We start from the raw sequence: 24,137 nt of genomic DNA on the forward strand, positions 1-24,137 counted from the left end.
CGCCGAGCAGCGGGACCGGAAATCGGGCGGGGGTGGTGCCTTACCGGACGGCTCGTTGCGAGTGTCCGAGCAGGATACGACGCACGCGGGTGATCCGCGCGACGCTCGCGAGGAGTGAGGTGGTCCGATCGGGTGGCCTCCGTCACGCCGGCCGCCGAGAGCGTCGCCGGGAGCGACCATGGCCGGTCGCTGTTAGCCTGGTACCCCGTGGACCGGTGGGACCAGGCAGATGTCACGGCACCCCCGACCGCAGCGACGGCACCCCCTGAAACCTCCGGGACCAGCGCCGCCTCGCACCTCTCACCTCGCGACCACGGGAGCTCCCTCTTGGCCATGCCGCCCAAATCCACGACGACCAAGCACCTCTTCGTCACGGGGGGCGTCGCCTCCTCGCTCGGCAAGGGGCTCACCGCCTCCAGCCTGGGTGCCCTCCTCAAGGCGCGCGGTCTGCGGGTCACGATGCAGAAGCTCGACCCGTACCTCAACGTCGACCCCGGGACGATGAACCCGTTCCAGCACGGTGAGGTCTTCGTCACGAACGACGGGGCCGAGACCGACCTGGACATCGGCCACTACGAGCGCTTCCTGGACGTCGACCTCGACGGCAGCGCGAACGTCACCACCGGCCAGGTCTACTCCACCGTGATCGCCAAGGAGCGGCGCGGCGAGTACCTCGGCGACACCGTGCAGGTCATCCCGCACATCACCAACGAGATCAAGCACCGCATCCGGCGGATGGCGACCGACGACGTCGATGTCGTCATCACCGAGGTCGGCGGCACGGTCGGCGACATCGAGTCGCTGCCCTTCCTGGAGACGGTCCGCCAGGTCCGCCACGAGGTCGGCCGGGACAACGTCTTCGTCGTGCACATCTCGCTGCTTCCCTACATCGGCCCGTCCGGTGAGCTGAAGACCAAGCCGACCCAGCACTCGGTCGCGGCGCTGCGCAACATCGGTATCCAGCCCGACGCGATCGTGCTGCGCGCCGACCGCGAGGTCCCCACCGCGATCAAGCGCAAGATCTCGCTGATGTGCGATGTCGACGAGGCCGCGGTCATCGCGTGCCCCGACGCCCCGTCCATCTACGACATCCCCAAGGTCGTGCACGCCGAGGGCCTGGACGCGTACGTCGTCCGGAAGCTGGACCTGCCCTTCCGCGATGTGGACTGGACCCAGTGGGCGGACCTGCTGGACCGCGTCCACAACCCCGACCACGAGGTCAAGGTCGCGCTGGTCGGCAAGTACATCGACCTGCCGGACGCCTACCTCTCGGTCACCGAGGCGCTGCGGGCCGGCGGCTTCGCGAACAAGGCCCGCGTGAAGGTGAAGTGGGTCACCTCCGACGACTGCAAGACGCCGGCCGGGGCCGCCGGACAGCTCGCCGACTGCGACGCGGTCTGCATCCCGGGCGGCTTCGGCGACCGCGGTGTGGACGGCAAGGTCGGCGCCATCACCTACGCCCGCGAGAACCGCATCCCGCTGCTCGGCCTCTGCCTGGGCCTCCAGTGCGTGGTCATCGAGGCGGCCCGCAACCTGGCCGGCATCGAGGGCGCGAACTCCACCGAGTTCGACCCGGCGGCGGCCGACCCGGTCATCTCCACGATGGCCGAGCAGATGGACATCGTCGCCGGTGAGGGCGATATGGGCGGCACGATGCGGCTCGGCATGTACCCGGCCAAGCTCGCCGAGGGCTCGATCGTGCGCGAGGTCTACGACGGTCTGCCCTACGTGGAGGAGCGCCACCGCCACCGCTACGAGGTCAACAACACCTACCGCGGCGAGCTGGAGAAGAAGGCCGGGCTGCTGTTCTCCGGCACCTCCCCGGACAACAAGCTCGTCGAGTACGTCGAGTACCCGCGCGAGACGCACCCCTACCTGGTCGCCACCCAGGCGCACCCGGAGCTGCGGTCCCGTCCCACCCGCCCGCACCCGCTCTTCGCCGGCCTGGTGAAGGCGGCCGTGCAGCGGCAGGAGACGGTGCGCAAGCCGGGCACCGCCAAGTAGGGCACGGCACGACGGATACGGTTGCCGGGGTACGGGCCTCTTCCCAGGTCCGTACCCCGGTTTTCCGTATCGGTACGAGCACGAGCAGCGGGTACAGGCTCAAACAGGAGGACGCGCATGGTCATCAAGGACACGCCCGAGGAATGGCCGGTCACCGCGACCACGATGCCGTTCACCGGCAAGAAGACCAGTGTGCGCACCGACGAGGTCGTCATGCCGGACGGCTCCACCGTCACGCGTGACTACCAGGTCCACCCCGGCTCGGTGGCCATCCTCGCCCTGGACGACGCGGACCGGGTGCTGGTCCTGCGCCAGTACCGCCACCCCGTACGCCACAAGCTGTGGGAGATCCCCGCCGGGCTGCTGGACGTCCCCGGCGAGAACCCGCTGCACGCCGCGGAGCGCGAGCTGTACGAGGAGGCGCACGTCAAGGCGGCGGACTGGCGGGTGCTGACCGACGTCTACACCACCCCCGGCGGCTGCGACGAGGCCGTCCGGATCTTCCTCGCCCGGGAGCTGTCCGAGGCCGAGGGGGAACGGTTCGAGGTCTCCGAGGAGGAGGCCGACATGGAGCTGGCGCGGGTGCCGCTCGCCGATCTGGTCCGTGGCGCGCTCGCCGGCGAACTGCACAACAACTGCCTCGTCGTGGGTGTCCTCGCGCTCACCGCGGCCCGGGGCGACGCGGGCCCGGACGCCCTGCGGCCGGCCGACGCGCCGTGGCCGGCCCGGCCCTTCGCGTCCTGAGTCACCGGTCCGGTACGGGGCGGTGCCGGGGCGCGGCACCGCCCCCGCCGCCGTCGGTCGGATCATCGGCTGTTCCGGTCGGGTGACCCAACCGCCGTGCTCCGCACGGGGCGTGACCGGCGGTGAACTACGCTCGGTCGCGTTCCCGTCCGCGGCCGCGGCGGGCTCGCAGGCGCAGCTGGACGGGAGAGTGGCCCGTGACGGATCAGGCGGTGGGCGGCGGACACCGCCCGCCCGGAGCAGCGGAGAACGCAGCCCCCACGGCACCCGGCCGCCGGACCGCGGGGCCCGGCCGGGACGGCCTCGCGCCGCGCCACCCGAGCCGCCGCGCCGCCGCCGGGCGTACCGCCCCCGTGGCTCTCGGTGAGCTTCCGGCGGCGCGGTTCGCCGGCCGCGACCGCGAACTCAAGGCGCTCCACGCCGATATCGAACGCGCCGGCCTCGACACCCTTTCCGGCCGCAAAGGCACCCGCAGCCGGGTCCTGCTGATCGCCGGCGTCCCCGGATCGGGCCGTACCGCCCTCGCCGAGGAACTGCTCCGCCGGCTCGCGGACGACTACCCCGACGGGGTCGTACGGGCCGTGCTGACCGGACCCGGCGGCGCACCGGTCCCCACCGACGACACCGCCCGCGAACTGCTCACCGCGCTCGGCACCGACGCCCCGCCGGGCGCCGCCGAGGACGAGCTGACCGAGCTGCTGCGCGGCGCGCTCGCCGGCCGCCGCGCCCTGGTGCTGCTCGACGACGCACCGGGCGGCGACCAGGTGGGACCACTGATCCCGGACGCCTCGGGCTCCCTGGTCGTGGTGGTCTCCCACGGACCGCTGACCGGCGTCCCGGACGTGCGGCCGTGCGCCCTCGGCGGTCTGGACAGCGCCGCCGCGGTCGCCATCCTCGGCCGTTACGCGGGACCGACCCGGATCGCCGTGGATCCGCGCACCGCGGAATCCGTCGCCGAGGAGTGCGGCGGCCGGCCCGCCGCACTGGAGCTGGCCGGCGGCTGGCTCGCGGCCCGCCCCCGGGCGTCGCTCTCCGACCTGCGCAAGGCGCTGCGCGCCATCGAGCTGCCGCCGGACCTGTCCACCGGCGCCCGTCCGCTGCACCGCGCCTTCCGGCTGGCCTACGAGGCACTGCCGCCGCCGGCCGCCCGGATACTGCGGCTGATCACCCTGGCGCCGGCCGGCCTGGTGGACGCGCACCTCGCGTCCGCGCTGGCCGGCTGCTCGGTCGCCGCGGCCGGGGCGGCGCTGCGCGACTTCGCCACGCTGGGCCTGCTGCGGGCGGAGGGCGCCGCGACGGGCCCGGCCCCGCAGGACGACGGACCGGCCGCGGCCCGGACCGCCGAGACCGCGTCACACCCCCGCTACCGGCTGCCCGGCTGCCTGGAGGCGACGGTGCGGGCGCTGCTCCAGGAGCACGAGCGGCCCGCCGATGTGCAGCTGGCCCGCGCCCGGATGCTGGAGCGGACCGTCCGGCTGCTCCTGTCCTGCCGGGCGATGGGCGAGCCGGCCGATTCCGCCGTCCGGCAGAAGACGGCCGGGCTGCCGCGCTCGCTGCGCTTCGCCTCCCGGGAGTCCGCCGCCGAGTGGCTGCGCGGCCGCCGCGCGGCGCTGCTCGACGCGGCCCGGATCGCCGTCGCGGACGGTGAACTCGACACCCTGGACCGGCGGTTGATGGCCGCGCTGACCAGGACGCTGCTCGTGCACCGGGGCGCGGCGGCCGCGCCGGACCTCTACGTCCTGCACGGGCTCGTCCTGGAGGTCGCCGAACGGCGCGGTCTGCCGCACGAGAAGGCCGCCGCCCTGCTCAACCTCGCGGACCTGGACGGCCAGGCCGGGCGGACCACGGACGCGCTCACCCGTTACCGGGCCGCGCTGGCGGTGGCCCGTTCCGTCAAGGACCCGGTGGCCACCGGCCGGGCGCTGGAGTCGCTGGGCGGTACGTACGGCGAGCTGGGCGACTGGCAGCGGGCCGCCGACTGGTACGGGCGGGCGCTGGAGCTGCGGCTCACCCGCGGTGAGAGCGCGGACGCGGCACGGCTGCACGGCCGGATCGGCGGCGCGCACACCTACGCGGGGCGGTGGGGCGAGGCGCTCAGGGAGTGGCGGGCCGCCGCCGGCACGTACCGCAGGCTCGGGGATCTCGTAGGTCAGGCGCGGGCGGCCGGTGAGGCGGCGCGGGTGCAGGAGTACGCGGGCCGGCCCGAAGAGGCGCTGCGGACCTGTCGCGAGGCGGTGCACCTCGCCCGGAACGCGGGCGACGGGAGGCTGGAAGCGGCGTTGCAACTGCGGATTGCGGACACCCTCGAACGGCTCGGCGACCCAGCAGCCGCACGGCTCCACCGGGCCGTGGGGGAGCGGCTCCTCGAAGATCACCCGGAGTGACCTACGAAATCGGTAGTACGCCTCACGAGATTTATGGCTTTGCAAGGCTAGACAACAGGAGATCCTTCAATAGACTGGATCCGCCGCGTTCTCCGCGGTCGGTTCCCCATGCCTGGCATGAGGGATAATTTCTCCTGCAAGCTCTCTTCCAAGGACCGTGATCGACGTGAAGGTCGGCATCCCCCGCGAGGTCAAGAACAACGAGTTCCGGGTGGCTATCACGCCCGCCGGAGTGCACGAGCTCGTCCGCCACGGCCACCAGGTCTTCGTCGAGAAGGACGCCGGTCTCGGCTCGTCCATCACGAACGAGGAGTACGCCGCGGCCGGTGCCGGCATCCTGGACACCGCCGACGAGGTCTGGGCCACCGCCGACCTGCTGCTGAAGGTCAAGGAGCCGATCGCCGAGGAGTACCACCGCCTCCGCAAGGACCAGACCCTCTTCACCTACCTGCACCTCGCGGCCTCCCGGGAGTGCACGGACGCGCTGCTGGCCTCCGGTACCACCGCCATCGCCTACGAGACCGTCGAGACGGCCGGCCGCCAGCTGCCGCTGCTCGCCCCGATGTCCGAGGTCGCGGGCCGGATCGCCCCGCAGGTCGGCGCGTACCACCTGATGCGCCAGGCCGGCGGCCGCGGGGTGCTGCCCGGCGGCGTCCCCGGTGTCTCCGCGGGCAAGGCCGTCGTCATCGGCGGCGGCGTCTCCGGCTGGAACGCCGTGCAGATCGCCGTGGGCCTCGGCTTCCACGTCACGCTGCTCGACAAGGACATCAACAAGCTCCGCGAGGCGGACAAGATCTTCGGCACCAAGGTGCAGACGATCGTCTCCAACGCCTACGAGCTGGAGAAGGCCGTCGTCGAGGCCGACCTCGTCGTCGGTGCCGTCCTGATCCCCGGCGCCAAGGCCCCCAAGCTGGTCACCAACGAGCTGGTCGCCAAGATGAAGCCCGGAAGTGTCCTTGTCGACATTGCGATCGACCAGGGCGGCTGCTTCGAGGACTCCCGCCCCACGACGCACGCCGAGCCGACCTTCCCGGTCCACAACTCGGTCTTCTACTGCGTCGCCAACATGCCCGGCGCGGTCCCGAACACCTCCACCTACGCGCTCACCAACGCGACGCTGCCCTACATCGTGGAGCTGGCGAACCGCGGCTGGGTCGAGGCGCTGCGCCGTGACCCCGCCCTGGCCAAGGGCCTGAACACGCACGACGGCAAGGTGGTCTACACCTCCGTCGCCGAGGCGCACGGTCTGGAATCGATCGAATTGCGCACGCTGCTCGGCTGACGCGTCAAGCGCGCACGTCAACGCTGTACCACCGGCCGGGCCTTGTCGACAAGGCCCGGCCGGTCGCGTGTGCGACACGCCGAGACCCCGTCGTCGGACTACCGGCTCCCAACTCGCCGTGAACGTAACCCTTTAACCGCTTCGCGTGCCCTCGAAACATCGGGCTCATGCCGCTTGCACCCTTGACATTGCGGGGTTCCGTTACCGACACATCGCGCCGGGTCCGGTGGATTGTGTTGCTGCGGATGCCCGACACGCCATAGAGTCGCCAACCGTCGGCATGGTGCCACGCTGACCTATCGATAAGTTTCCTGGTCACATCCAAGGAGGTAAGACGACTTGTGAATGAGTCGACATTTACTCCCGGAGGTGGCCGGCCAGGAGCGGTTGGACGGGGCCCAGGTCCCTCGGGGCCGGAGGCTGTCGGCTCCGTCGCAGTCCACACCTTCGCAGCCCGTCAGGGCATGACCACGACAGCCCACCACAGCATGGACGGCCATCACGTGAACGCCACGGCCGGCGACCGGGGCAGTGGAGAACGCGCCCGACTCGCCGACTACGACGACCTGCCCGAGGGGCACTTCTACGACCCGGACGCGGAGTACGAGCCGGACCCCGAATACGCGGCGACGCTCGCGCCGGACGCTGCGCGCCAGCGCCGCGAACGGGTCGGCCCGACCGGGCGCCCGCTCCCGTACTTCCCGATCCCGGGACCGCTGACGGACCACGGCCCCGCCAAGATCATCGCGATGTGCAACCAGAAGGGCGGGGTCGGCAAGACCACCTCGACCATCAACCTGGGCGCCGCCCTCGCCGAATACGGACGACGCGTGCTGCTCGTCGACTTCGACCCGCAGGGCGCGCTCTCGGTCGGCCTCGGGGTCAACCCGATGGAGCTGGACCTGACGGTCTACAACCTGCTCATGGAGCGGGGCATGTCGGCCGACGAGGTGCTGCTGAAGACCGCGGTCCCCAACATGGACCTGCTGCCCAGCAATATCGACTTGTCGGCGGCGGAGGTACAGCTGGTCAGTGAGGTCGCGCGCGAGTCGACGTTGCAGCGGGCGCTCAAGCCGCTGCTGGCCGACTACGACTACATCGTCATCGACTGCCAGCCCTCGCTCGGTCTGCTCACCGTCAACGCCCTGACCGCGGCTCACAAGGTCATCGTTCCCCTGGAGTGCGAGTTCTTCGCGCTGCGCGGAGTGGCGCTGCTCACCGAGACGATCGAGAAGGTCCAGGAGCGGCTCAACCCCGAACTGGAACTGGACGGCATCCTGGCGACGATGTACGACTCCCGCACCGTGCACAGCCGTGAGGTCCTGGCACGCGTCGTGGAAGCCTTCGACGATCACGTCTACCACACCGTCATCGGGCGTACGGTCCGCTTCCCCGAGACCACCGTCGCGGGCGAGCCGATCACCACGTACGCCTCCAACTCCGTCGGTGCCGCCGCCTACCGTCAGCTCGCCAGGGAGGTGCTCGCCCGGTGTCACGCCGAGTGAGTCTGCCGGGAGCCGACGAACTGTTCCGCACCACCGGGGGGATGGGGCTCCAGTCCTCGTCTCCCCGCCGCGCGGTGAACGGCTCCGCGGCCAACGGCGAGGCGCCCCGGGTGCCCGCGCCGGCCGGCGAGGCCGGCCCGGCCGTGGACGCGCCGGAGGCGTCCACCGGCGTCCGGCTGCGGCAGCCGGAGGCCGGTACCCCGCCGGCCACCGACGGCGGACCGGGTGCGGGTACGGACGCCCCGGCCACCGCCCCGGCCGAGCACAGCGGCCGCGAGGCGGAACCGGGAGGCCCCAAGGGCCACCGCCACCAGGCGGGCCAGTCCGCCGGGACACCCGGCCAGAACGGCCAGACCAGCCAGAACGGTCCGACCGGCCAGACCGGTCAAGAGGCGACCGGGACGGCCGCTCAGGCGGGCGGACCGGGCCGTCGGCGCGGCGGCCGCGGGGCCAACCGGCGCCCCAGTGGCCGGGAGCGGCACGACGAGAAGATCACCGTCTATGTCTCCGCCGAGGAGCTCATGGACCTCGAACACGCGCGCCTGGTGCTGCGCGGTGAGCACGGCCTCGCCGTCGACCGCGGCCGGATCGTCCGCGAGGCGGTGGCCGTCGTCCTCGCCGACCTGGAGTCGCGCGGCGACGCCAGCATCCTCGTACGGCGGCTGCGCGGGCGTTAGCCGGCTCCGCCGCTCCGCCGGGGACCCCGGCCGTGCGGCGTCCCCGGCGGTGCGGACCGGCGGGATAGCCTGCCTCTTCGGCGGGGCATCCCTGGCGGAGCCGCGGGGAATCCCGCCCGTGACCAGCCCGTCGCCCCGGCGCGGGGACCGCAGCACCATGGACCGCGATGCCGACGACCAACGACGACGCCCGCTCTCTCCGCGCGCCGCGGCGCACCCTAGGCCGCGGGCCGGACGGCGAACCGGATCCTGTTCGGCCCGCCGAGCCGCCCGCCTCCGGGGGCGGGCCGTCGGCGGCACCTCCCCGTGGCCCGGACGAGCCGCGGGCACCGGCACCGGACGGAGCACGGCTGCCGGACGCGCCCCCGGCGGCGGACGCACCGCCCCCCGAGGGCGACGACGGCCGGTTCACCGTCCGGCTGGACAACTTCGAGGGCCCCTTCGACCTGCTCCTCCAGCTGATCTCCCGGCACAAGATGGACGTCACCGAGGTCGCGCTGTCGCAGGTGACGGACGAATTCATGGCGCACATCCGCGCCATGGGGCCGGACTGGGACCTGGACCAGACCACCGAGTTCCTGGTCGTCGCGGCGACGCTGCTGGACCTGAAGGCGGCCCGGCTGCTGCCCGCCGCCGAGGTCGAGGACGAGGCGGATCTGGCCCTGCTGGAGGCCCGCGACCTGCTCTTCGCCCGGCTGCTCCAGTACCGCGCGTACAAACGGATCGCGGACATCTTCAGCGGGCGGCTGGCCGACGAGGCGCGCCGCTTCCCCCGTACGGTCGGGCTGGAGCCGCACCTCGCCGAGCTGCTGCCCGAGGTCGTCATCAGCATCGGGGCGGCGGGGTTCGCCGAACTGGCGGTGCGGGCGATACGGCCCAAGGCCAGGCCGCAGGTCCACCTCGACCACATCCACGCGCCGCTGGTGAGCGTGCGGGAGCAGGCCGAGGTGGTGGTGGCGCGGCTGCGGGAGGCGGGCGAGGCCGGCTTCGGGGAACTGGTCGCGGACGCGCCGGACACCCTCACCGTCGTGGCCCGTTTCCTGGCGCTGCTGGAGCTCTACCGGGAGCGCGTGGTGGCGCTGGACCAGGAGGAGGCCCTGGGGCCGCTGACGGTCCGCTGGACGGGTACGGCGGATGCCGAGCCCGTCGTCACCGACGAGTTCGGCCAGAAACCGGACGCGCGCGCCACCGCGGCGCAGACGGCGGAGACGGCCGAGGCACCGATGCCGGACGAGGCGGAAGAGTCGGCTGAGCCGGACGAGTCGCCTCAGCCGGCTGAGGAGGCTGAGGCGGAAAGAGCAGCAGAGCACGAGAACGGAACGGAGGCGGAGCGCAGGTGACCGGCGGGCACGAGGCAGGCGAGCGCGACGACACGTACGGAGACGACACGTCCGGAACGGGTGCCGCCTCCGTGACGGCTACGACTGATATGGCCGATACGTACGGCCGGGCGGCGAGCGGCGCCCAGCTCAGCGCGGGGCACGGCGCGGGGCACGGTCCGCAGGAGCGGGCCGCGGCGGCGCCCGCCGGGGCGCTGGGCGTCGCGGAGCTGGCGCTGAAGCCCGCCCTGGAGGCGGTCCTCATGGTCGTCGACGAGCCCGCGACCGAGGAGCACCTGGCCAGGGTCTTGCAGCGGCCCCGCCGTGCCGTCGCGCTGGCCCTGCGTGAGCTGTCCGACGAGTACGGCCGCGAGGGCCGCGGTTTCGACCTGCGGCTGGTGGCCGGCGGCTGGCGGTTCTTCTCCCGGGCCGCGTACGCGGACGCGGTGGAGAGCTTCGTCCTGGACGGGCAGCAGGCCCGGCTCACGCAGGCCGCGTTGGAGACTCTGGCCGTGGTCGCGTACCGTCAGCCGGTCAGCCGTTCCCGGATTTCGGCCGTACGCGGCGTGAACTGCGACGGCGTGATGCGCACCCTCCTCCAGCGCGGTCTGGTGGCGGAGGCGGGGACGGAACCTGAAACAGGTGCGATCCTGTACAGGACGACGAATTACTTTCTGGAGCGGATGGGCCTGCGCGGCCTGGACGAGCTCCCGGAGCTCGCACCGTTCCTCCCGGAGGCGGACGCGGTCGAGGGTGACTCCCCGGAAGGTATCCCGTCGTTCGACGTAGACGACAGCGGCGACTCTCAGACGGATCATTGATGCGAAGCAGCGGCAGGAACAGCGGAAACCGGAACAACGGAGGCGCGGGCGCCGGCGGTGACCGCCGGCGTTCGGGCACGGGGGGCCGCGACGACCAGCAGAAGCGCGCGGGCCGGCCCCGTCCCGAGGAGCGCCGCTACGACGTGGGTGGATCCGGCGGCCAGGGCGGCGCGGGCCGTGACGACGAGCGCAAGGGCGCGCCGAAGGGCGGCAGCCGGGGCGCGGCGGCCCGCGGCGGCGCCAAGGGCGGCCCCCGTACGGGTGCGAAGTCCGGCCCCGGCGGCCGGAGCGGGGCGGGGCGCGGCCGCGGCCAGGCCCCGGCGCGGCCCCGTGAGTACGACGCCCAGGTGGAGGAGCGCAACCGCGCCCGCCACGACAAGCCGCAGCTCAAGACCCCCAAGACCTTCGGTGACCAGGAGGGCGAGCGGCTCCAGAAGGTGCTGGCCAGGGCCGGTATGGGCTCGCGGCGGGCCTGCGAGGAGCTGATCGAGCAGGCGCGGGTCGAGGTCAACGGCCAGATCGTCAGGGAGCAGGGTGTCCGGGTCGACCCGGAGAAGGACGAGATCAAGGTCGACGGCCTGACCGTCGCCACCCAGTCGTACCTCTTCTTCGCGCTGAACAAGCCGGCCGGTGTCGTCTCCACGATGGAGGACCCGGACGGCCGCCAGTGCCTGGGCGACTACGTCACCAACCGCGAGACGCGGCTGTTCCACGTCGGCCGGCTGGACACCGAGACCGAGGGCATCATCCTGCTCACCAACCACGGTGAACTGGCCCACCGTCTGACGCACCCGCGCTACGGCGTCAAGAAGACCTACCTCGCCGCGATCCAGGGCCCGCTCCCGCGCGACCTGGGCAAGCAGCTCAAGGACGGCATCCAGCTGGAGGACGGCTACGCCCGCGCCGACCACTTCCGGGTCGTGGAGAACACCGGCAAGAACTACCTCGTCGAGGTCACCCTCCACGAGGGCCGCAAGCACATCGTGCGCCGGATGCTCGACGAGGCAGGTTTCCCGGTCGACAAGCTCGTCCGGACGAGCTTCGGCCCGATCGCCCTGGGCGACCAGAAGTCCGGCTGGCTGCGCCGGATGACCAACACCGAGGTCGGCATGCTGATGCGCGAGGTCGAGCTCTAGGAGGGCGCGGCCTCCGGGCCGCCCTTTCCGGCCGCGTACGGGAGGCCCGGTCGCCGTACGGGACCTGATCACCGGAGCCGGGTGGCGTTGTCCACCCGGCGTCCGGGCCCGCGGCGTTCCGTTCGCCGGGCGCCGGAACGCGTCGACCCGCGGAACCTCCAGCCCACGGCAGCCCCCCGTGCTCGCCCCACACGCACCGCCGGTGTGCTCGGCGACCAGGAGGGGGTGACCTGGGGCCATGGCGAGTCGACGGCGGACGGGACGGTGGCCGCCACCCGGTTCCGGTGCGGCACGGGGCGGGGCGGGCGGGCGCCGCGCACGGCTGTCGGTGCTCCTGGATACGCTTGACCGTGCGTGCGGGGGCACGTCGGAAGCGGTACACAACGCAGGGAGCAGTGACGTGGCGGTACGAGCGGTCCGCGGGGCCGTCCAGCTGGAGCGGGACGACGCGGAGCACATGCGGGAGCGGGTCGCGGAGCTGCTCACCGCCATCCTGGAGCGCAACAGCCTCGTCCCCGACGACCTGATCAGCGTGTGGTTCACCGCCACCCCGGATCTGCACAGCGACTTCCCGGCCGCCGCCGCGCGCGGCCTGGGCATCACGGACGTCCCGCTGATCTGCGCCCAGGAGCTGGACGTCACCGGCGCCATGGAGCGTGTGGTGCGGGTGCTCGCCCATGTCGAGACCGGTCTGTCCAAGACCGGGATCGCCCACGTCTACCTCGGCGCCGCCGGGGCGCTGCGGAAGGACATCGCGCAGTGAGGACCGCCCTCGTCATCGGAACGGGCCTGATCGGCACCTCGGCCGCGCTCGCGCTGCACGCGCGGGGTGTGCAGGTGTTCCTGGAGGACCACGACCAGGCCCAGGCCCGGACGGCCGCCGCGCTCGGCGCGGGCATCGCCGAAGCGCCTCCGGGCCCGGTCGATCTGGTCATCGTCGCCGTGCCGCCCGCCCATGTCGCGACGGCGCTCACCGAGGCCATACGGCGCGGCGTGGCGCGCGCCTACCTCGACGTCGCGAGCGTCAAGGGCGGCCCGCGCCGCGAGCTGGAGGCGGCGGGCTGCGACCTGTCCCGCTACCTCGGTACGCACCCGATGGCCGGCAAGGAGCGCTCGGGACCACTGGCCGCGGCCGCCGACCTCTTCGAGGGCCGGCCGTGGGTGCTGACCCCGCCCCGCGACGGCGACACCGAGGTGCTGAACCTCGCCCTGGAGCTGGTGGCGCTCTGCGGTGCCGTCCCGGTGGTGATGGACGCGGACGCCCACGACCGCGCCGTGGCCCTGGTCTCGCACACCCCGCAGCTGCTCTCCAGCATCGTCGCCGCCCGTCTCAAGGGCGCCGACGAGACCGCCGTACGGCTGTGCGGCCAGGGCATCCGGGATGTGACCCGGATCGCCGCCTCCGACCCGGCGATGTGGCTCGACATCCTGTCCGCCAACCCCGGCCCGGTCGCCGATGTGCTCGCCGAGGTCGCCGCCGACCTGGACGGGACCGTACGGGCGCTGCGCGCCCTGGAGAGCGACGACAAGGAAGCGCGCGGGGCCGGCGCCGACGGTATCGAGGACGTGCTGCGGCGCGGCAACGCAGGCCGCGAGCGGGTGCCGGGCAAGCACGGCACCGCCCCGGCCGTGTACGAGAACGTCGCCGTCTACATCGGCGACCAGCCGGGCGAGCTGGCCAGGATCTTCGCCGACGCCGGCCGCGCCGCGGTCAACATCGAAGATGTCCGTATCGAGCACGCCACCGGTCAGCAGGCGGGCTTCATCCAGCTCATGGTCGAACCGCAGGCGGTGCCGGTGCTCACCGCGGAGCTGCGCGAACGGGGCTGGTCCATCCGGCAGTGACACCATGGACGGCGGGGCGCGGGTGAGCCAGTAACCTTGTGCGAGGTCTGTATGGCCTCAGCCCGCCGCCCTGTGTACGAGAAAGGTGTTCGTCACCGTGGAAACCGCCGCCCGGACCGCCCCGGCCGCAGTGATCGTCGCCATCGACGGACCTGCCGGCACGGGCAAATCCAGCACGTCCAGGGCCGTGGCGGCCAAGCTCGGCCTCGGCTACCTGGACACCGGCGCCCAGTACCGCGCCATCACCTGGTGGATGCTCTCCAACGGCATCGACGTGAACGACGCGATCGCGGTGGCCGACGCCTCCGCCAAGCCCGTGATCGTCTCCGGCACCGACCCGGCCGCCCCGACGATCTCGGTGGACGGCCTGGACGCCGCGGGCCCCATCCGGACCCAGGAGGTCACCGCCGCGGTCAGCGCCGTCAGCGCCGTCCCCGAGGTGCGCACCCTGATCACCGACCTCCAGCGCGGTATCGCCGCCGAGGCGCCGCAGGGCATCGTCGTGGAGGGCCGGGACATCGGCAGCACCGTCCTGCCCGACGCCGACCTCAAGGTCTTCCTGACCGCCTCGGCCGAGGCGCGGGCGGCCCGCCGCAGCGGCGAACTCAAGGGCAAGGAGGCCGGCGACCTGGCCGCCACCCGCGAGGCGCTGATCAAGCGGGACGCCGCCGACTCCTCCCGGAAGACCTCTCCGCTGGCCAAGGCGGCCGACGCCGTCGAGGTGGACACCACCGACCTGACGCTGGACCAGGTCATCGAGTGCGTGGTCACCCTCATCGAGGGTGCCTGTGCCGAACGGGCCGGGCAGGTCACCCGGTGACCGGACGCGGTACGGCACCGAGCCCGGCGGGCGCCGCGGTCGGCCGCCGGATCGGCATCGGCCTGATGTACGGGCTCTGGAAGCCCCGGGTGCTGGGCGCCTGGCGGGTGCCGTCCGCGGGCCCCGTGATCCTCGCGGTCAATCACGCGCACGCCCTCGACGGCCCGATGCTGATGGGCACCGCGCCGCGGCCGGTGCACTTCCTGATCAAAAAGGAAGCCTTCGTCGGCCCGCTGGACCCGTTCCTGCGCGGCATCGGGCAGCTGAAGGTGGACCGCGACACCACCGACCGCAAGGCGATCACCGACGCGCTCGGGGTGCTGGCGGCCGGCGGAGTGCTGGGCATCTTCCCGGAAGGCACGCGCGGCGAGGGGGATTTCGCGTCCCTGCGGGCCGGCCTCGCCTACTTCGGGGTGCGTTCCGGGGCCCCGGTCGTCCCGGTCGCGGTGCTCGGCAGTACGGACCGCAAGAGCCGGCTCACCCCGGCCGTGCCGCCGCTGCGCGGCCGCGTCGACGTCGTCTTCGGTGACGGCTTCGAGGCGGGCGACGGCAGTGGGCGGCGCACCCGCAAGGCGCTGGACGAGGCGACCGTGCGGATCCAGGAGCGGCTGACCGCCCACCTGGCGGCGGCCAGGCGCCTGACCGGGCGCTGACCGACACTTGAGTAGTGGGCCGCCCGCGGGCGGCCCACCGATGACGAAGCCACGCGGCGCCAGCCGCACATTTCAGTAGGGCGAGGAACGGACTTCATGAACGACCAGATCCACACCGGCGACGAGCACGGTGCGCTTGGCGACGCCGAGTACGCGGAGTTCATGCAGCTCGCCGCGGAGGAAGGCTTCGACCCCGAGGAGGTCGAGGACGACATCGCCGCGGCGGGGCACGGACCGCTGCCTGTCCTCGCCGTCGTCGGCCGCCCCAACGTCGGCAAGTCGACCCTGGTGAACCGCATCATCGGCCGCCGTGAGGCGGTCGTCGAGGACAAGCCGGGCGTCACCCGCGACCGCGTCACCTACGAGGCCGACTGGAACGGCCGCCGTTTCAAGGTCGTGGACACCGGCGGCTGGGAGCAGGACGTCCTCGGCATCGACGCGTCCGTCGCCCTCCAGGCCGAATTCGCCATCGAGGCCGCGGACGCGGTCGTCTTCGTCGTGGACTCCAAGGTCGGCGCCACCGACACCGACGAGGCCGTCGTCAAGCTGCTGCGCCGCTCCGGCAAGCCCGTCGTCCTGGTCGCCAACAAGGTCGACGGCCTCTCCGGCGAGGCCGACGCCACCGCGCTGTGGTCGCTGGGCCTCGGCGAGCCGCACCCGGTCTCGGCGCTGCACGGCCGCGGTACGGGCGACATGCTGGACGCCGTCCTGGAGGCGCTGCCCGAGGCGCCCGCGCAGACCTTCGGCGCCGCACTCGGCGGCCCCCGCCGGATCGCGCTGATCGGCCGTCCGAACGTCGGCAAGTCGTCGCTGCTCAACAAGGTCGCGGGCGAGGAGCGGGTGGTCGTCAACGAGCTGGCCGGCACCACCCGCGACCCGGTCGACGAGCTGATCGAACTCGGCGGCAAGACCTGGAAGTTCGTGGACACCGCCGGTATCCGCCGCCGGGTCCACCTCCAGGAGGGCGCCGACTACTACGCCTCGCTGCGCACCGCGGCGGCCGTGGAAAAGGCCGAGGTCGCGGTCGTCCTGATCGACGCCAGCGATTCCATCAGCGTCCAGGACCAGCGGATCATCACGATGGCCGTGGAGGCCGGGCGCGCCCTGGTCATCGCGTACAACAAGTGGGACAACCTCGACGAGGAGCGCCGCTTCTACCTGGAGCGGGAGATCGAGCGCGACCTCGTGCAGATCCCGTGGGCGATGCGGGTGAACGTCTCCGCGCGCACCGGGCGGCACATGGAGAAGCTGGTCCCGGCGATCGAGACCGCGCTGGCCGGGTGGGAGACCCGTATCCCGACCGGGCGGCTGAACGCCTTCCTCGGCGAGATCGTCGCCTCCCACCCGCACCCGATCCGCGGCGGCAAGCAGCCCCGCATCCTCTTCGGCACCCAGGCCGGCACCAAGCCGCCGCGCTTCGTGCTCTTCGCCTCGGGGTTCCTGGAGGCCGGCTACCGGCGCTTCATCGAGCGGCGGCTGCGCGAGGAGTTCGGCTTCGAGGGGACGCCGATCCACCTCTCCGTGCGGGTGCGCGAGAAGCGCGGCCGGAAGAAGTAGCGGCGGCCCGGCCGCGGCGGGCGCTCAGCGCCCGTGCGACCGGGAGTCGCGCGGCCCCGGTGGCAGCGCCGCCGGGGCATGGCCCCGGAAGTGGTACGGCTGCCGGGCCACGACCTCCCAGTGGCCCGACGACGCCGTCGTCCGGCCCCAGTTCCGGTGGCCGCCGAGCAGCTCCGGGCCCGGTGGCTCGTCCGTACGGTCCCCGGGCAGCGCCCGGAAGGAGCGGCGGTACTCGGCGTACAGCGCGTCGTAGATCGGCGTCGCCGAACCGAGCGCGGTGTGCGCCCCTGGGTCATGCGGTGGGCGCATACCAGGAATCGGGGGAGGATACGGGGCACGCGAAGAGGCGTCGTATGTGTGCACGTATGTGCAAACGATCCCGATGCCGTCGGGATGCGGCTTTTCGGGCGGAAATAGCTGCACGCGGGGGCAGGACCGCCGTATCAGGCGGTGCTGCCCCCGCGTGCGGTGTGCCGGTCAGGCGGTGCGCCGGACCGGTCAGGTGCCGGCCAGCGGCATCATCGCGGCGACCAGGACCCCCTGCGCGGCCGCCTGCTCCAGCGCCTGTCGCATCAGGTCCTCCCGCGGCTGGTGCCCGATGGTGCCCGCCGGCGCGGCGTACATCAGCACGCTCTGCGCCTTGTTCGCGGCGGCGCGCCAGCCGTCGGAGACAGCCAGCGGCTGATGGGCCTGCCACCACGCGGACTGGCTGCCGGCCGAGCCCGGCTGGAGGACGGCGTGCAGTTTGCCCATGGCCAGCAGCGCGGACCAGCCCGGATTCAGCAGCGGCAGTTCGTTCATGTCCTTCACCGCGTGGAAGCCCTGCTCCAGGAGGAGGGGAAGGAAGTCGTCGTCCAGGCTCACCGAACCGGGGCGGGCGATCGGGCCGTTGGGCTCGACGACGAGCGCGGGGCGCAGCTCGCTCTCGATGAGGACCAGGCCGCAGGTGATACCGAGGGTCGCCTGGCGGTCGCCGGTGGGGATCGGTGCGCTCGGCGCGGGCGCCGCACCGGCGGTGTGGGGGGTGGCGTCCTCGCCGGTGATGGAGCGCACGGCTCCCTGGAGCTGCTCCTCCGACACCGGGACGACCTGCGAGGGAATGCATGTCGCGTGCGCGAACGCGAGCACCGCGGTCTCCTCGCCCACGAACAGGACGGTGCTGGTGCGCTCCTGCTCACTGTCGCCCGGGGTGCGGCAGGAGGTGCAGTCGTAGCTGCCGGGGGCGCCGTTACCGGCCAGCAGTCGGTCGGCCTCTTCATCGCCGATCTCGGCGCGAACGTCGTCACTGACGTCGAGCATGCGCGGCACGGGTGGCTCCTCGTTTTCTGAGCGGCGGCCGGGCGGTCTCCCGGCTCGTAGAACAACAACGGGTGACCTCGGGCAGGGGTCACGCGTGGACGGGAACGGAATCGAACCATTCGGCGCCCAAGGGGAATCGGTGGAAAGGCGTCCCGGAACCGATCACGCACCGTCAATTTCTGCGCAAAACCTGGCGCAGGTGGCGGTGCCGCGTACACCGGAGCGGGTGGGCCGGCCGCACCCCGCGCGCGGCGCCGCCGGTCCGCGCCGTACGGCTGCCTAACGTGACCGGTCATGCTGTTCACGTCGGTCATGCCGTTCCTGACTGCCGACTCCCCGGCGCCGCCGCGCTCCGCCCCCGCGGTGCCGCGGCGCCGCGCGGCCGCCGCCGGGCTGCTCGCCGGGGCGGCCGCCGCGCTGGCCCTGTGGCTGCCGGGCGGCGCCGCGGCCGCCGGCCCGCGCGGTGACGGCGACGGCCCGGCCGCGCACGCCTGCGCCGTCGACGGATGGCCGTGGGGCTGCATCGCCGAGTGCGAGAGCGGCGGTGACTGGCACATCAACACCGGTAACGGCTACTACGGCGGCCTCCAGTTCGGGCAGCCCACCTGGGAGCGCTACGGGGGCCTCGTCCACGCGCCGCGCGCCGACCTCGCCACCCGCGGTCAGCAGACCGAGATCGCGGAGAAGGTGCTGGCCGACCAGGGCTGGACCGCCTGGCCCGGCTGCGCCGGGCACTACGGGCTGAGCGGTACGACCTATGCCGCACGGCGCGGCGGCCCACCCGGCGGGACCGCGGCGGCCGGAACCCGCGTCACCGCCCCGGCCCTCCGGGGCGGTGCCCCGGTGTGCGGCGGCCTCGCCTTCCTCCCGGGCGCCTGCCGGCCCTGGTAGGGCTGCTGGCCGGACGCCTCACACGGCCACAAGGTTGCCCGGTTCGCCTACCGATGCCCTAACTTTCGCGGCACAACTTGGCGAAAGCCCTCAACCCGGAACCCTCGCCCGCGGTCCTGACGTTCAGCAGGTGGACGCGTGACGCCACCGAGGGCCGGCGGCGAGCCGCGGGGACAGGAGCGGCCAGGCACGACCGGAAGAGCAGGGACACGGGACGGATGCACATCTCACTCCTGATTCACCACGCCCACGGCGTCGGGGAAACGCTCCGTACGGCCCGCACCCCGGCCCGTACCGGGGCCGCGCGGCACGGCGCCGGGACCGTCCCCGTACGGCGCCACCGCGCCGCGCCGGTCCCCGGCCCGCGGCGGCTCCCGGACCTCCGGGAGAGCGGCCCCGCCCACGGCGGCGCGGCCCCGTCTCCCGGCCGCGGGCGGGGCGGCGACCCGTGGCGCGCCCGGGGAGCCCTGTGGAGCGGCGCATACGCCACCGAGGACGCGGCCGGTGCCGCGGTGAGAGGGGTGCGGACGGTATGAACGCGTCGACGTGGCTGCCCGCGGCCGGAGCCGAGGCCGACGAGCCCGGGGACGGCGGCCTGGGGCCGGACGTTCCGGAGGCCACCGGGCCGGACGGCACCGGGCCGGGGCTCACGGGCGGCGGACCGGCGGCCGGCCGGGAGGGGCGCGAAGCGCCGGTGCCGGGGGAGCTGCGGGCCGACTGCATCGCGGACTCCGCGGGCGGACTCACCTTCGACCTGACCGCGCCTGAGGACGCCGATACCGGCTGGAGCGCGGCGCTGGTGCTGCGGTTGCGCGGCGGTGACGGCGCGGACGACGAGGTGCGGCTGCCGCTCGGACCGAACGGCTCGGGCCGGCTGCGCGCCGTACTGCCCAGCACCGTCGCGCTCGCCGAGGGCCGCTGGCACGCCTACGCGGACCTGGGCGACGGCCGCGAGCCGCGGCGTCTGCTGCCGGGCGTCAACGACCTGCGGTCGCTGGTGGACCGCCGGCCGCTGGCGGGCATCGGCCGGCTCGGTGTGCGCATCCCGTACGCGACCAGGTTCGGCAATCTCGCGCTGCGCAGCTGGCTGCGCGGTCCGCATGCCGAGGCCGGCGACATCCTGGTGGTGCCCGAGGGCCTGACGGTCTCCGGCCGGCTGTACGGCGCAGCCCCGGCCGCCGGTGCGCGGGCCGAGGCACGCGCACGGCGTACCCCGGCGCCGGACGGCGCGCCCGGTGGCGCCGGTCCGGCCATCGTCACCGTCCCGCTGACCGTCGAGGGCCCGGACTTCACCTTCACCCTGCCGTACGAGGAACTGGCCGCCCGCTGGACGGGCGGCGACGAGCCGTGGGACCTGTGGCTGCGGCCCGCCGAGGGAGCGCGGCCGGTCCGCATCGCCCGTCTCCTGGACGACCTCCCGGACAAGAAGCGGGCCGTCAGTTACCCGGCGCTGCCGGTGCCGGCCGCCGCGGGCGAGTTCACCGTCGGCCCTTACTTCACGTACGACAACGACCTGGCGATACGGGTCGCGGGCCCGGCCCGGCCGGCCGCGGGCTGACGGCGGGCGGGGGACCGAGGCCGACGGTGACGGCCGGGAGCCTCGCGTCGCCCCGGAGCGCCCGGCCGGTCCGCCGGGACGCCGACCGCCTGCGCGGGCTCGGCTGCCTCCGTTCCGCCCCGGTGCGTCCACCCCGTCCCGGACGTGGACCGCGCGGACCGGCGTACCTCCCGTGCGGACCGGACCGCCCGCACTCGGCCACCCGGCCCGCGCTGCGCACCCCGCATGCCGAGAAACCCGCCAAGGACCTCGCCGGGTACGTCTCCGGGGGCGCCGCCACGTGCGCTCGCCGCACGGCGGGCGACGGTGCCGCCGCGCTGCCTCGGCGGCAGGGGCGGCGGCGTATCCGGTCCGTCCGCCGGGGCGCTGGAAGGGCTCGACGCGCACCGCTGTCCGCTGCGCGCCAAGGCGGCGAACGCACCGTCGTGCCCGGCGCGCCCGGTCCGCCCCTGTGGGGGGTGATGTGCGGAAAATGTGTGTGGGATGTGTGTCGTTGGCCAATTACCGGACGGCCGATAAAGGGCTTCGGGTAACGGAAGTCCCGGGCCGGCGACGGATTGTTTTCCGAACGCCATCCGTTGCTGCCCGGGGTGATGACAACTCGTTTCGGGTTTGATCAAGACGGAATTCCGCCGACTTCATTTTCCACCCGGTTGCGGCACCGGATGGCTCGTATGGGTGAGGGAAGTTCCGGCAAACGCAGGAACCTTAGCTGTGACACAAGTGTGACCAATGGCGGACCGGGAGGTCATCGTCGTATGGGAGGGAAGGGACTTCCGCGCGTCGGCGCGGCCGCCTACGGTGGCTGCCATGGCACCCGTACCGCACTCCCTGAACGAACCCGAGGACGACATCGAGGCGTATGTCGGTCTGGCCCGGCAGGACGCCGAGGACCGGGCCCGCGCGCGAGGCTGGAAGACGGTCCGCTCGCTGGCACCGGGCACGGTGATCACCATGGAGTACCTGGGGGGCCGGCTCAATTTCGAGGTCCGGGACGGCCGGGTGCACCGCTGCTGGAAGGGCTGACGACGGCGGTGCACGGCGAAGGCCCCGGCCGCTCCCGAGTGGGAGCGGCCGGGGCCTTCGGTGCGGGGAAGCGGGTGTGCGTACCGGTCCCGCGGTCAGGGGCGGTCAGCCGGTCCCGTTGCGGCCGCGCCCGGATGTCGGGCTCAGCGGCGTGGTGCGCGGGACGCGGTCCGCGTGCGGCGGCCGTCTGCTGCCCGCCGGGGTGACCGGTGAACGCTCCGCGCGGGTGGTGTGCGGCCGGGGCGGGTGGTGCGGGCGGCCGTCCGGGGTGCGGGCGGCACCGCCACGGCCGCCCGCACCGGCGCCGACGGTCTCGCGGACGAGCACCTCGCCGTCCGGGGCGACACGCTGCCGCGAGACGGGTGCCGGTAGACCGGCCGGCAGCGGGCCGCGCAGCGACTCGGGGCGCCGCAGCCACAGCCGCAGCAGCAGACCCATCAGACGGTCCTCCGCCAGGGTCATCGCGGGCTCCAGCCACGGCAGCGCGAGCAGTACCAGCAGACCGGCGGCCCAGCCGAGCAGGACGTCGCTGACCCAGTGCGTACCGAGGTAGACGGTGGTCATGCCGACGCCGAGCGCGCCCAGTGCGGCGATCACCGACAGCGTCCGGCGGCGCAGCGGCGTGGTCGCCAGATAGGCCAGCACGCCCCAGGTGACCACGGCGTTCGCGGTGTGACCCGACGGAAATATATCGCCGCCCAGCCACATCTCGTTGGCGCCGACCGTCGTCGCGTAGTGCGGGCCGAGCCGGCCCATGCCGAGCTTGGCGGCGCCCACCGTCATGTTCAGCAGCAGCAGCGAGGCGCCCAGCACCAGCAGCGGGTGGAGGTTGCGCTGCCGCCAGCAGCGCCAGCCCAGCCAGGCCGCCACCGCCACCGCGGTGGGTCCGCGCTGCCCCAGGACGACGAAGTAGTCCAGGAACTCGTGGATCTGCGGCCACTGCTTGTACGGCCGGAAGAACATGAGCTGCCAGTCGAACGTGACCAGCCATGTGTTGGCCAGCACTCCGACGACGATCGCGAAGTACACCGCCAGCGTGCCCCCGAACAGCCACAGGCGGGTCCGGGTCATGCGTGGTCGGGCGCGGTCGGTCGGGCGCTCCTCCATCTGGTCGAGCTTGTCATCGGTACGCACTCAATCGACGTTACCGCGTGTGATGTAGCTGCTTGGTCAAACTGTGAGCTTTGTAATGACGATGTGATGTGGAATGTGTCTCAACCGTGTCTTCGGCACACGGATTCGGAAGGGAATTATGAACGTTTTGGATTCCCATCGGAGCGCTCGGGCGTCGCGCCGCCAGTGCTTTATCTGCTTTTCCGTGGGCGGATTTTATCTCCGATTCGCACGGGTGTCGCGAGCGGTTTCCCGGGGCCTGGCGCTCACGGAGGGGAATCTCCCGGTCACGGAGGGCCCGAACCGTTCAGCCAGAACGCCCCGTACACCGCCGAGCCCACCGCGACCACGCCGACGACCAGCCAGGACCGCACCGGACGCCACCGCGCCAGTCCCACCGCGAGCGGCAGCAGCAGCGGATAGGCCGGCATCATCAGCCGCGGCTTGGACCCGAAGTAGCCCTTGGCGGTCAGCGCGAGCAGCAGGACGATGCCGCCGTAGACCACCAGCGGCAGCGGCTGGCCCTGCCGTACGCCGCGCACGTACAGCCAGATCACCAGCGCGACGCCGACGAGCAGTCCGAGCCCGGCCGGGAAGGCGGGCCCCGACAGCAGGTGCCAGAGGAACGAGCCGAAGGCGATACCGCCGTCGAAGCCGTTGTGCCAGCCGGCCTGGACGTCCAGATAGCCGGTGAGGCTGCCCTGCCGGGCCGCGACCCACAGGAAGTAGCCGCAGAAGCCGAGCGGTGCGAGCACGACGCCCGGTATCAGGCCGCGGTGCCGGTCCCGGAGGGCCGCGCGCAGCCCGGCGCCGTCGGCTCGCTCGCGCCACAGGGTCACCGCGGCGCTGATCCAGACGGCGGCGACGACCGCGGCGCCCACCGGCCGGGTCAGCCCGGCCAGCGAGGCCAGCACACCGGCCGCCACCCAGCGGCCGGTCAGCACGGAGTACACAGCCCAGGCGGCGAGGGCGGTGAACAGGGACTCCGAATACGCCATCGACTGCACGATCCCGACCGGCAGCGCAGCCCACAGCGCCGCCAGGGCCACTCCCGCGCGCGGGGAGTGCAGCCGCTCGCCGGTCGCGTACAGCGCCCAGGCCGCGGCGAGCGACGTCAGCCAGGCCACCACCATCCCGGCGTCGGCGGCGGACAGCGGCGAGATCGCGGACAGACCGCGTTCCAGCCACGGGAGCAGCGGGAAGAACGCCAGGTTGGAGTGGACGTCGCCGTTGGCCAGCTGGACGGTGTAGCCGTAGCCCTGCTCGGCGACCCGGGTGTACCAGAGCGAGTCCCAGCGGGCGGTGAGCAGCGTGTGCCAGTCCTTGCCGTTCGCCGCCGACCAGACGGCGAGCACGACGAGGCCCAGCAGCCGGATCGCCGCGTACACCGCCAGGGCAGGTGCGGCGCGGCGCAGCGCGGCCCGTACGGCGGGCCACGGTGAGGTCCGGCCGGGGGCGGCCGTGGAGGCAGGATCGTTCATCCGGTCGATTATCCAGGTGGCC

General features: G+C 73.1%; 22 protein-coding genes. 18 read left to right on the forward strand and 4 right to left on the reverse strand.

The window, feature by feature from the left end; translation table 11 throughout:
• Nucleotides 1–333 precede the first annotated feature (333 nt).
• From ACLJWH_RS25290 to der, 14 genes are all read left to right on the forward strand, one after another.
• On the forward strand, nt 334–2,004 hold the full coding sequence (locus ACLJWH_RS25290; RefSeq protein WP_411144039.1) for a CTP synthase: 1,671 nt from the start codon (nt 334–336) through the stop codon (nt 2,002–2,004).
• A 117-nt stretch (nt 2,005–2,121) separates the two neighbouring features.
• Nucleotides 2,122–2,748, forward strand: a complete 627-nt coding sequence (locus ACLJWH_RS25295) for an NUDIX domain-containing protein (RefSeq protein ID WP_411144040.1) — start codon at nt 2,122–2,124, stop codon at nt 2,746–2,748.
• 197 nt (nt 2,749–2,945) lie between these two features.
• Nucleotides 2,946–5,132 carry a tetratricopeptide repeat protein gene (locus ACLJWH_RS25300; protein ID WP_411144041.1) on the forward strand — a complete coding sequence of 729 codons (2,187 nt, stop codon included), beginning with the start codon at nt 2,946–2,948 and terminating at the stop codon, nt 5,130–5,132.
• A 166-nt stretch (nt 5,133–5,298) separates the two neighbouring features.
• Nucleotides 5,299–6,414 (forward strand): alanine dehydrogenase, encoded by a 1,116-nt coding sequence (ald, locus tag ACLJWH_RS25305; protein ID WP_052855506.1) that lies wholly within the window; start codon nt 5,299–5,301, stop codon nt 6,412–6,414.
• Between the two features lie 341 nt (nt 6,415–6,755).
• Entirely contained in the window at nt 6,756–7,919 is a 1,164-nt protein-coding gene (locus ACLJWH_RS25310; RefSeq protein WP_094794467.1) for a ParA family protein, read from the forward strand.
• Nucleotides 7,916–8,596, forward strand: a complete 681-nt coding sequence (locus ACLJWH_RS25315) for a hypothetical protein (protein ID WP_411144042.1) — start codon at nt 7,916–7,918, stop codon at nt 8,594–8,596. The genes ACLJWH_RS25310 and ACLJWH_RS25315 overlap by 4 nt, the downstream gene beginning before the upstream one ends.
• 167 nt (nt 8,597–8,763) lie before the next feature.
• Nucleotides 8,764–9,936, forward strand: coding sequence for a segregation/condensation protein A (locus ACLJWH_RS25320; RefSeq protein WP_411144043.1), 1,173 nt, complete (start codon nt 8,764–8,766; stop codon nt 9,934–9,936).
• A gap of 89 nt (nt 9,937–10,025) precedes the next feature.
• Nucleotides 10,026–10,736: an SMC-Scp complex subunit ScpB gene (gene scpB, locus ACLJWH_RS25325; RefSeq protein WP_411144236.1), complete on the forward strand. Its 711-nt coding sequence runs from the start codon at nt 10,026–10,028 to the stop codon at nt 10,734–10,736.
• Nucleotides 10,736–11,872: a pseudouridine synthase gene (locus ACLJWH_RS25330; RefSeq protein ID WP_411144044.1), complete on the forward strand. Its 1,137-nt coding sequence runs from the start codon at nt 10,736–10,738 to the stop codon at nt 11,870–11,872. Before scpB ends, ACLJWH_RS25330 begins: the two co-directional genes overlap by 1 nt.
• 400 nt (nt 11,873–12,272) lie before the next feature.
• Nucleotides 12,273–12,635: a chorismate mutase gene (aroH, locus tag ACLJWH_RS25335; RefSeq protein WP_052855469.1), complete on the forward strand. Its 363-nt coding sequence runs from the start codon at nt 12,273–12,275 to the stop codon at nt 12,633–12,635.
• Nucleotides 12,632–13,717, forward strand: a complete 1,086-nt coding sequence (locus tag ACLJWH_RS25340) for a prephenate dehydrogenase (RefSeq protein ID WP_411144045.1) — start codon at nt 12,632–12,634, stop codon at nt 13,715–13,717. Before aroH ends, ACLJWH_RS25340 begins: the two co-directional genes overlap by 4 nt.
• A 97-nt stretch (nt 13,718–13,814) precedes the next feature.
• Nucleotides 13,815–14,537: a (d)CMP kinase gene (gene cmk / locus ACLJWH_RS25345; RefSeq protein ID WP_411144046.1), complete on the forward strand. Its 723-nt coding sequence runs from the start codon at nt 13,815–13,817 to the stop codon at nt 14,535–14,537.
• Nucleotides 14,534–15,190, forward strand: a complete 657-nt coding sequence (locus ACLJWH_RS25350) for a lysophospholipid acyltransferase family protein (RefSeq protein WP_411144047.1) — start codon at nt 14,534–14,536, stop codon at nt 15,188–15,190. Before cmk ends, ACLJWH_RS25350 begins: the two co-directional genes overlap by 4 nt.
• A gap of 96 nt (nt 15,191–15,286) precedes the next feature.
• Nucleotides 15,287–16,747: a ribosome biogenesis GTPase Der gene (der, locus tag ACLJWH_RS25355; RefSeq protein WP_411144048.1), complete on the forward strand. Its 1,461-nt coding sequence runs from the start codon at nt 15,287–15,289 to the stop codon at nt 16,745–16,747.
• Between the two features lie 24 nt (nt 16,748–16,771).
• Here the strand turns inward: der and ACLJWH_RS25360 are convergent, their stop codons facing one another.
• Complete coding sequence (locus tag ACLJWH_RS25360; RefSeq protein WP_411144049.1) at nt 16,772–17,056, reverse strand: hypothetical protein; 285 nt, start codon at nt 17,054–17,056, stop codon at nt 16,772–16,774.
• A 189-nt stretch (nt 17,057–17,245) separates the two neighbouring features.
• Nucleotides 17,246–18,055 carry a hypothetical protein gene (locus ACLJWH_RS25365; protein WP_411144050.1) on the reverse strand — a complete coding sequence of 270 codons (810 nt, stop codon included), beginning with the start codon at nt 18,053–18,055 and terminating at the stop codon, nt 17,246–17,248.
• Nucleotides 18,056–18,340: 285 nt separating this feature from the next.
• Between ACLJWH_RS25365 and ACLJWH_RS25370 the strand changes: the two genes are divergently transcribed.
• From ACLJWH_RS25370 to ACLJWH_RS25385, 4 genes are all read left to right on the forward strand, one after another.
• The gene (locus tag ACLJWH_RS25370) at nt 18,341–18,937 is read left to right on the forward strand and encodes a transglycosylase family protein (RefSeq protein WP_411144051.1); all 597 of its coding nucleotides are present in this window, start codon (nt 18,341–18,343) and stop codon (nt 18,935–18,937) included.
• Between the two features lie 218 nt (nt 18,938–19,155).
• On the forward strand, nt 19,156–19,473 hold the full coding sequence (locus tag ACLJWH_RS25375) for a hypothetical protein (protein ID WP_411144052.1): 318 nt from the start codon (nt 19,156–19,158) through the stop codon (nt 19,471–19,473).
• Nucleotides 19,470–20,495 (forward strand): hypothetical protein, encoded by a 1,026-nt coding sequence (locus tag ACLJWH_RS25380; protein WP_411144053.1) that lies wholly within the window; start codon nt 19,470–19,472, stop codon nt 20,493–20,495. Before ACLJWH_RS25375 ends, ACLJWH_RS25380 begins: the two co-directional genes overlap by 4 nt.
• A gap of 810 nt (nt 20,496–21,305) precedes the next feature.
• Nucleotides 21,306–21,521, forward strand: a complete 216-nt coding sequence (locus ACLJWH_RS25385; RefSeq protein ID WP_411144054.1) for an I78 family peptidase inhibitor — start codon at nt 21,306–21,308, stop codon at nt 21,519–21,521.
• Nucleotides 21,522–21,626: 105 nt separating this feature from the next.
• On the opposite strand, the gene ACLJWH_RS25390 is transcribed toward ACLJWH_RS25385, so the two are convergent.
• Nucleotides 21,627–22,655, reverse strand: a complete 1,029-nt coding sequence (locus tag ACLJWH_RS25390; RefSeq protein ID WP_411144055.1) for a phosphatase PAP2 family protein — start codon at nt 22,653–22,655, stop codon at nt 21,627–21,629.
• Between the two features lie 266 nt (nt 22,656–22,921).
• Nucleotides 22,922–24,115 (reverse strand): mannosyltransferase family protein, encoded by a 1,194-nt coding sequence (locus tag ACLJWH_RS25395; protein WP_411144056.1) that lies wholly within the window; start codon nt 24,113–24,115, stop codon nt 22,922–22,924.
• Between the last annotated feature and the right edge of the window lie 22 nt (nt 24,116–24,137).

The organism is Streptomyces sp. x-80 (genome assembly GCF_046549095.1).
Classification (GTDB): Bacteria; Actinomycetota; Actinomycetes; order Streptomycetales; family Streptomycetaceae; genus Streptomyces; species Streptomyces celluloflavus.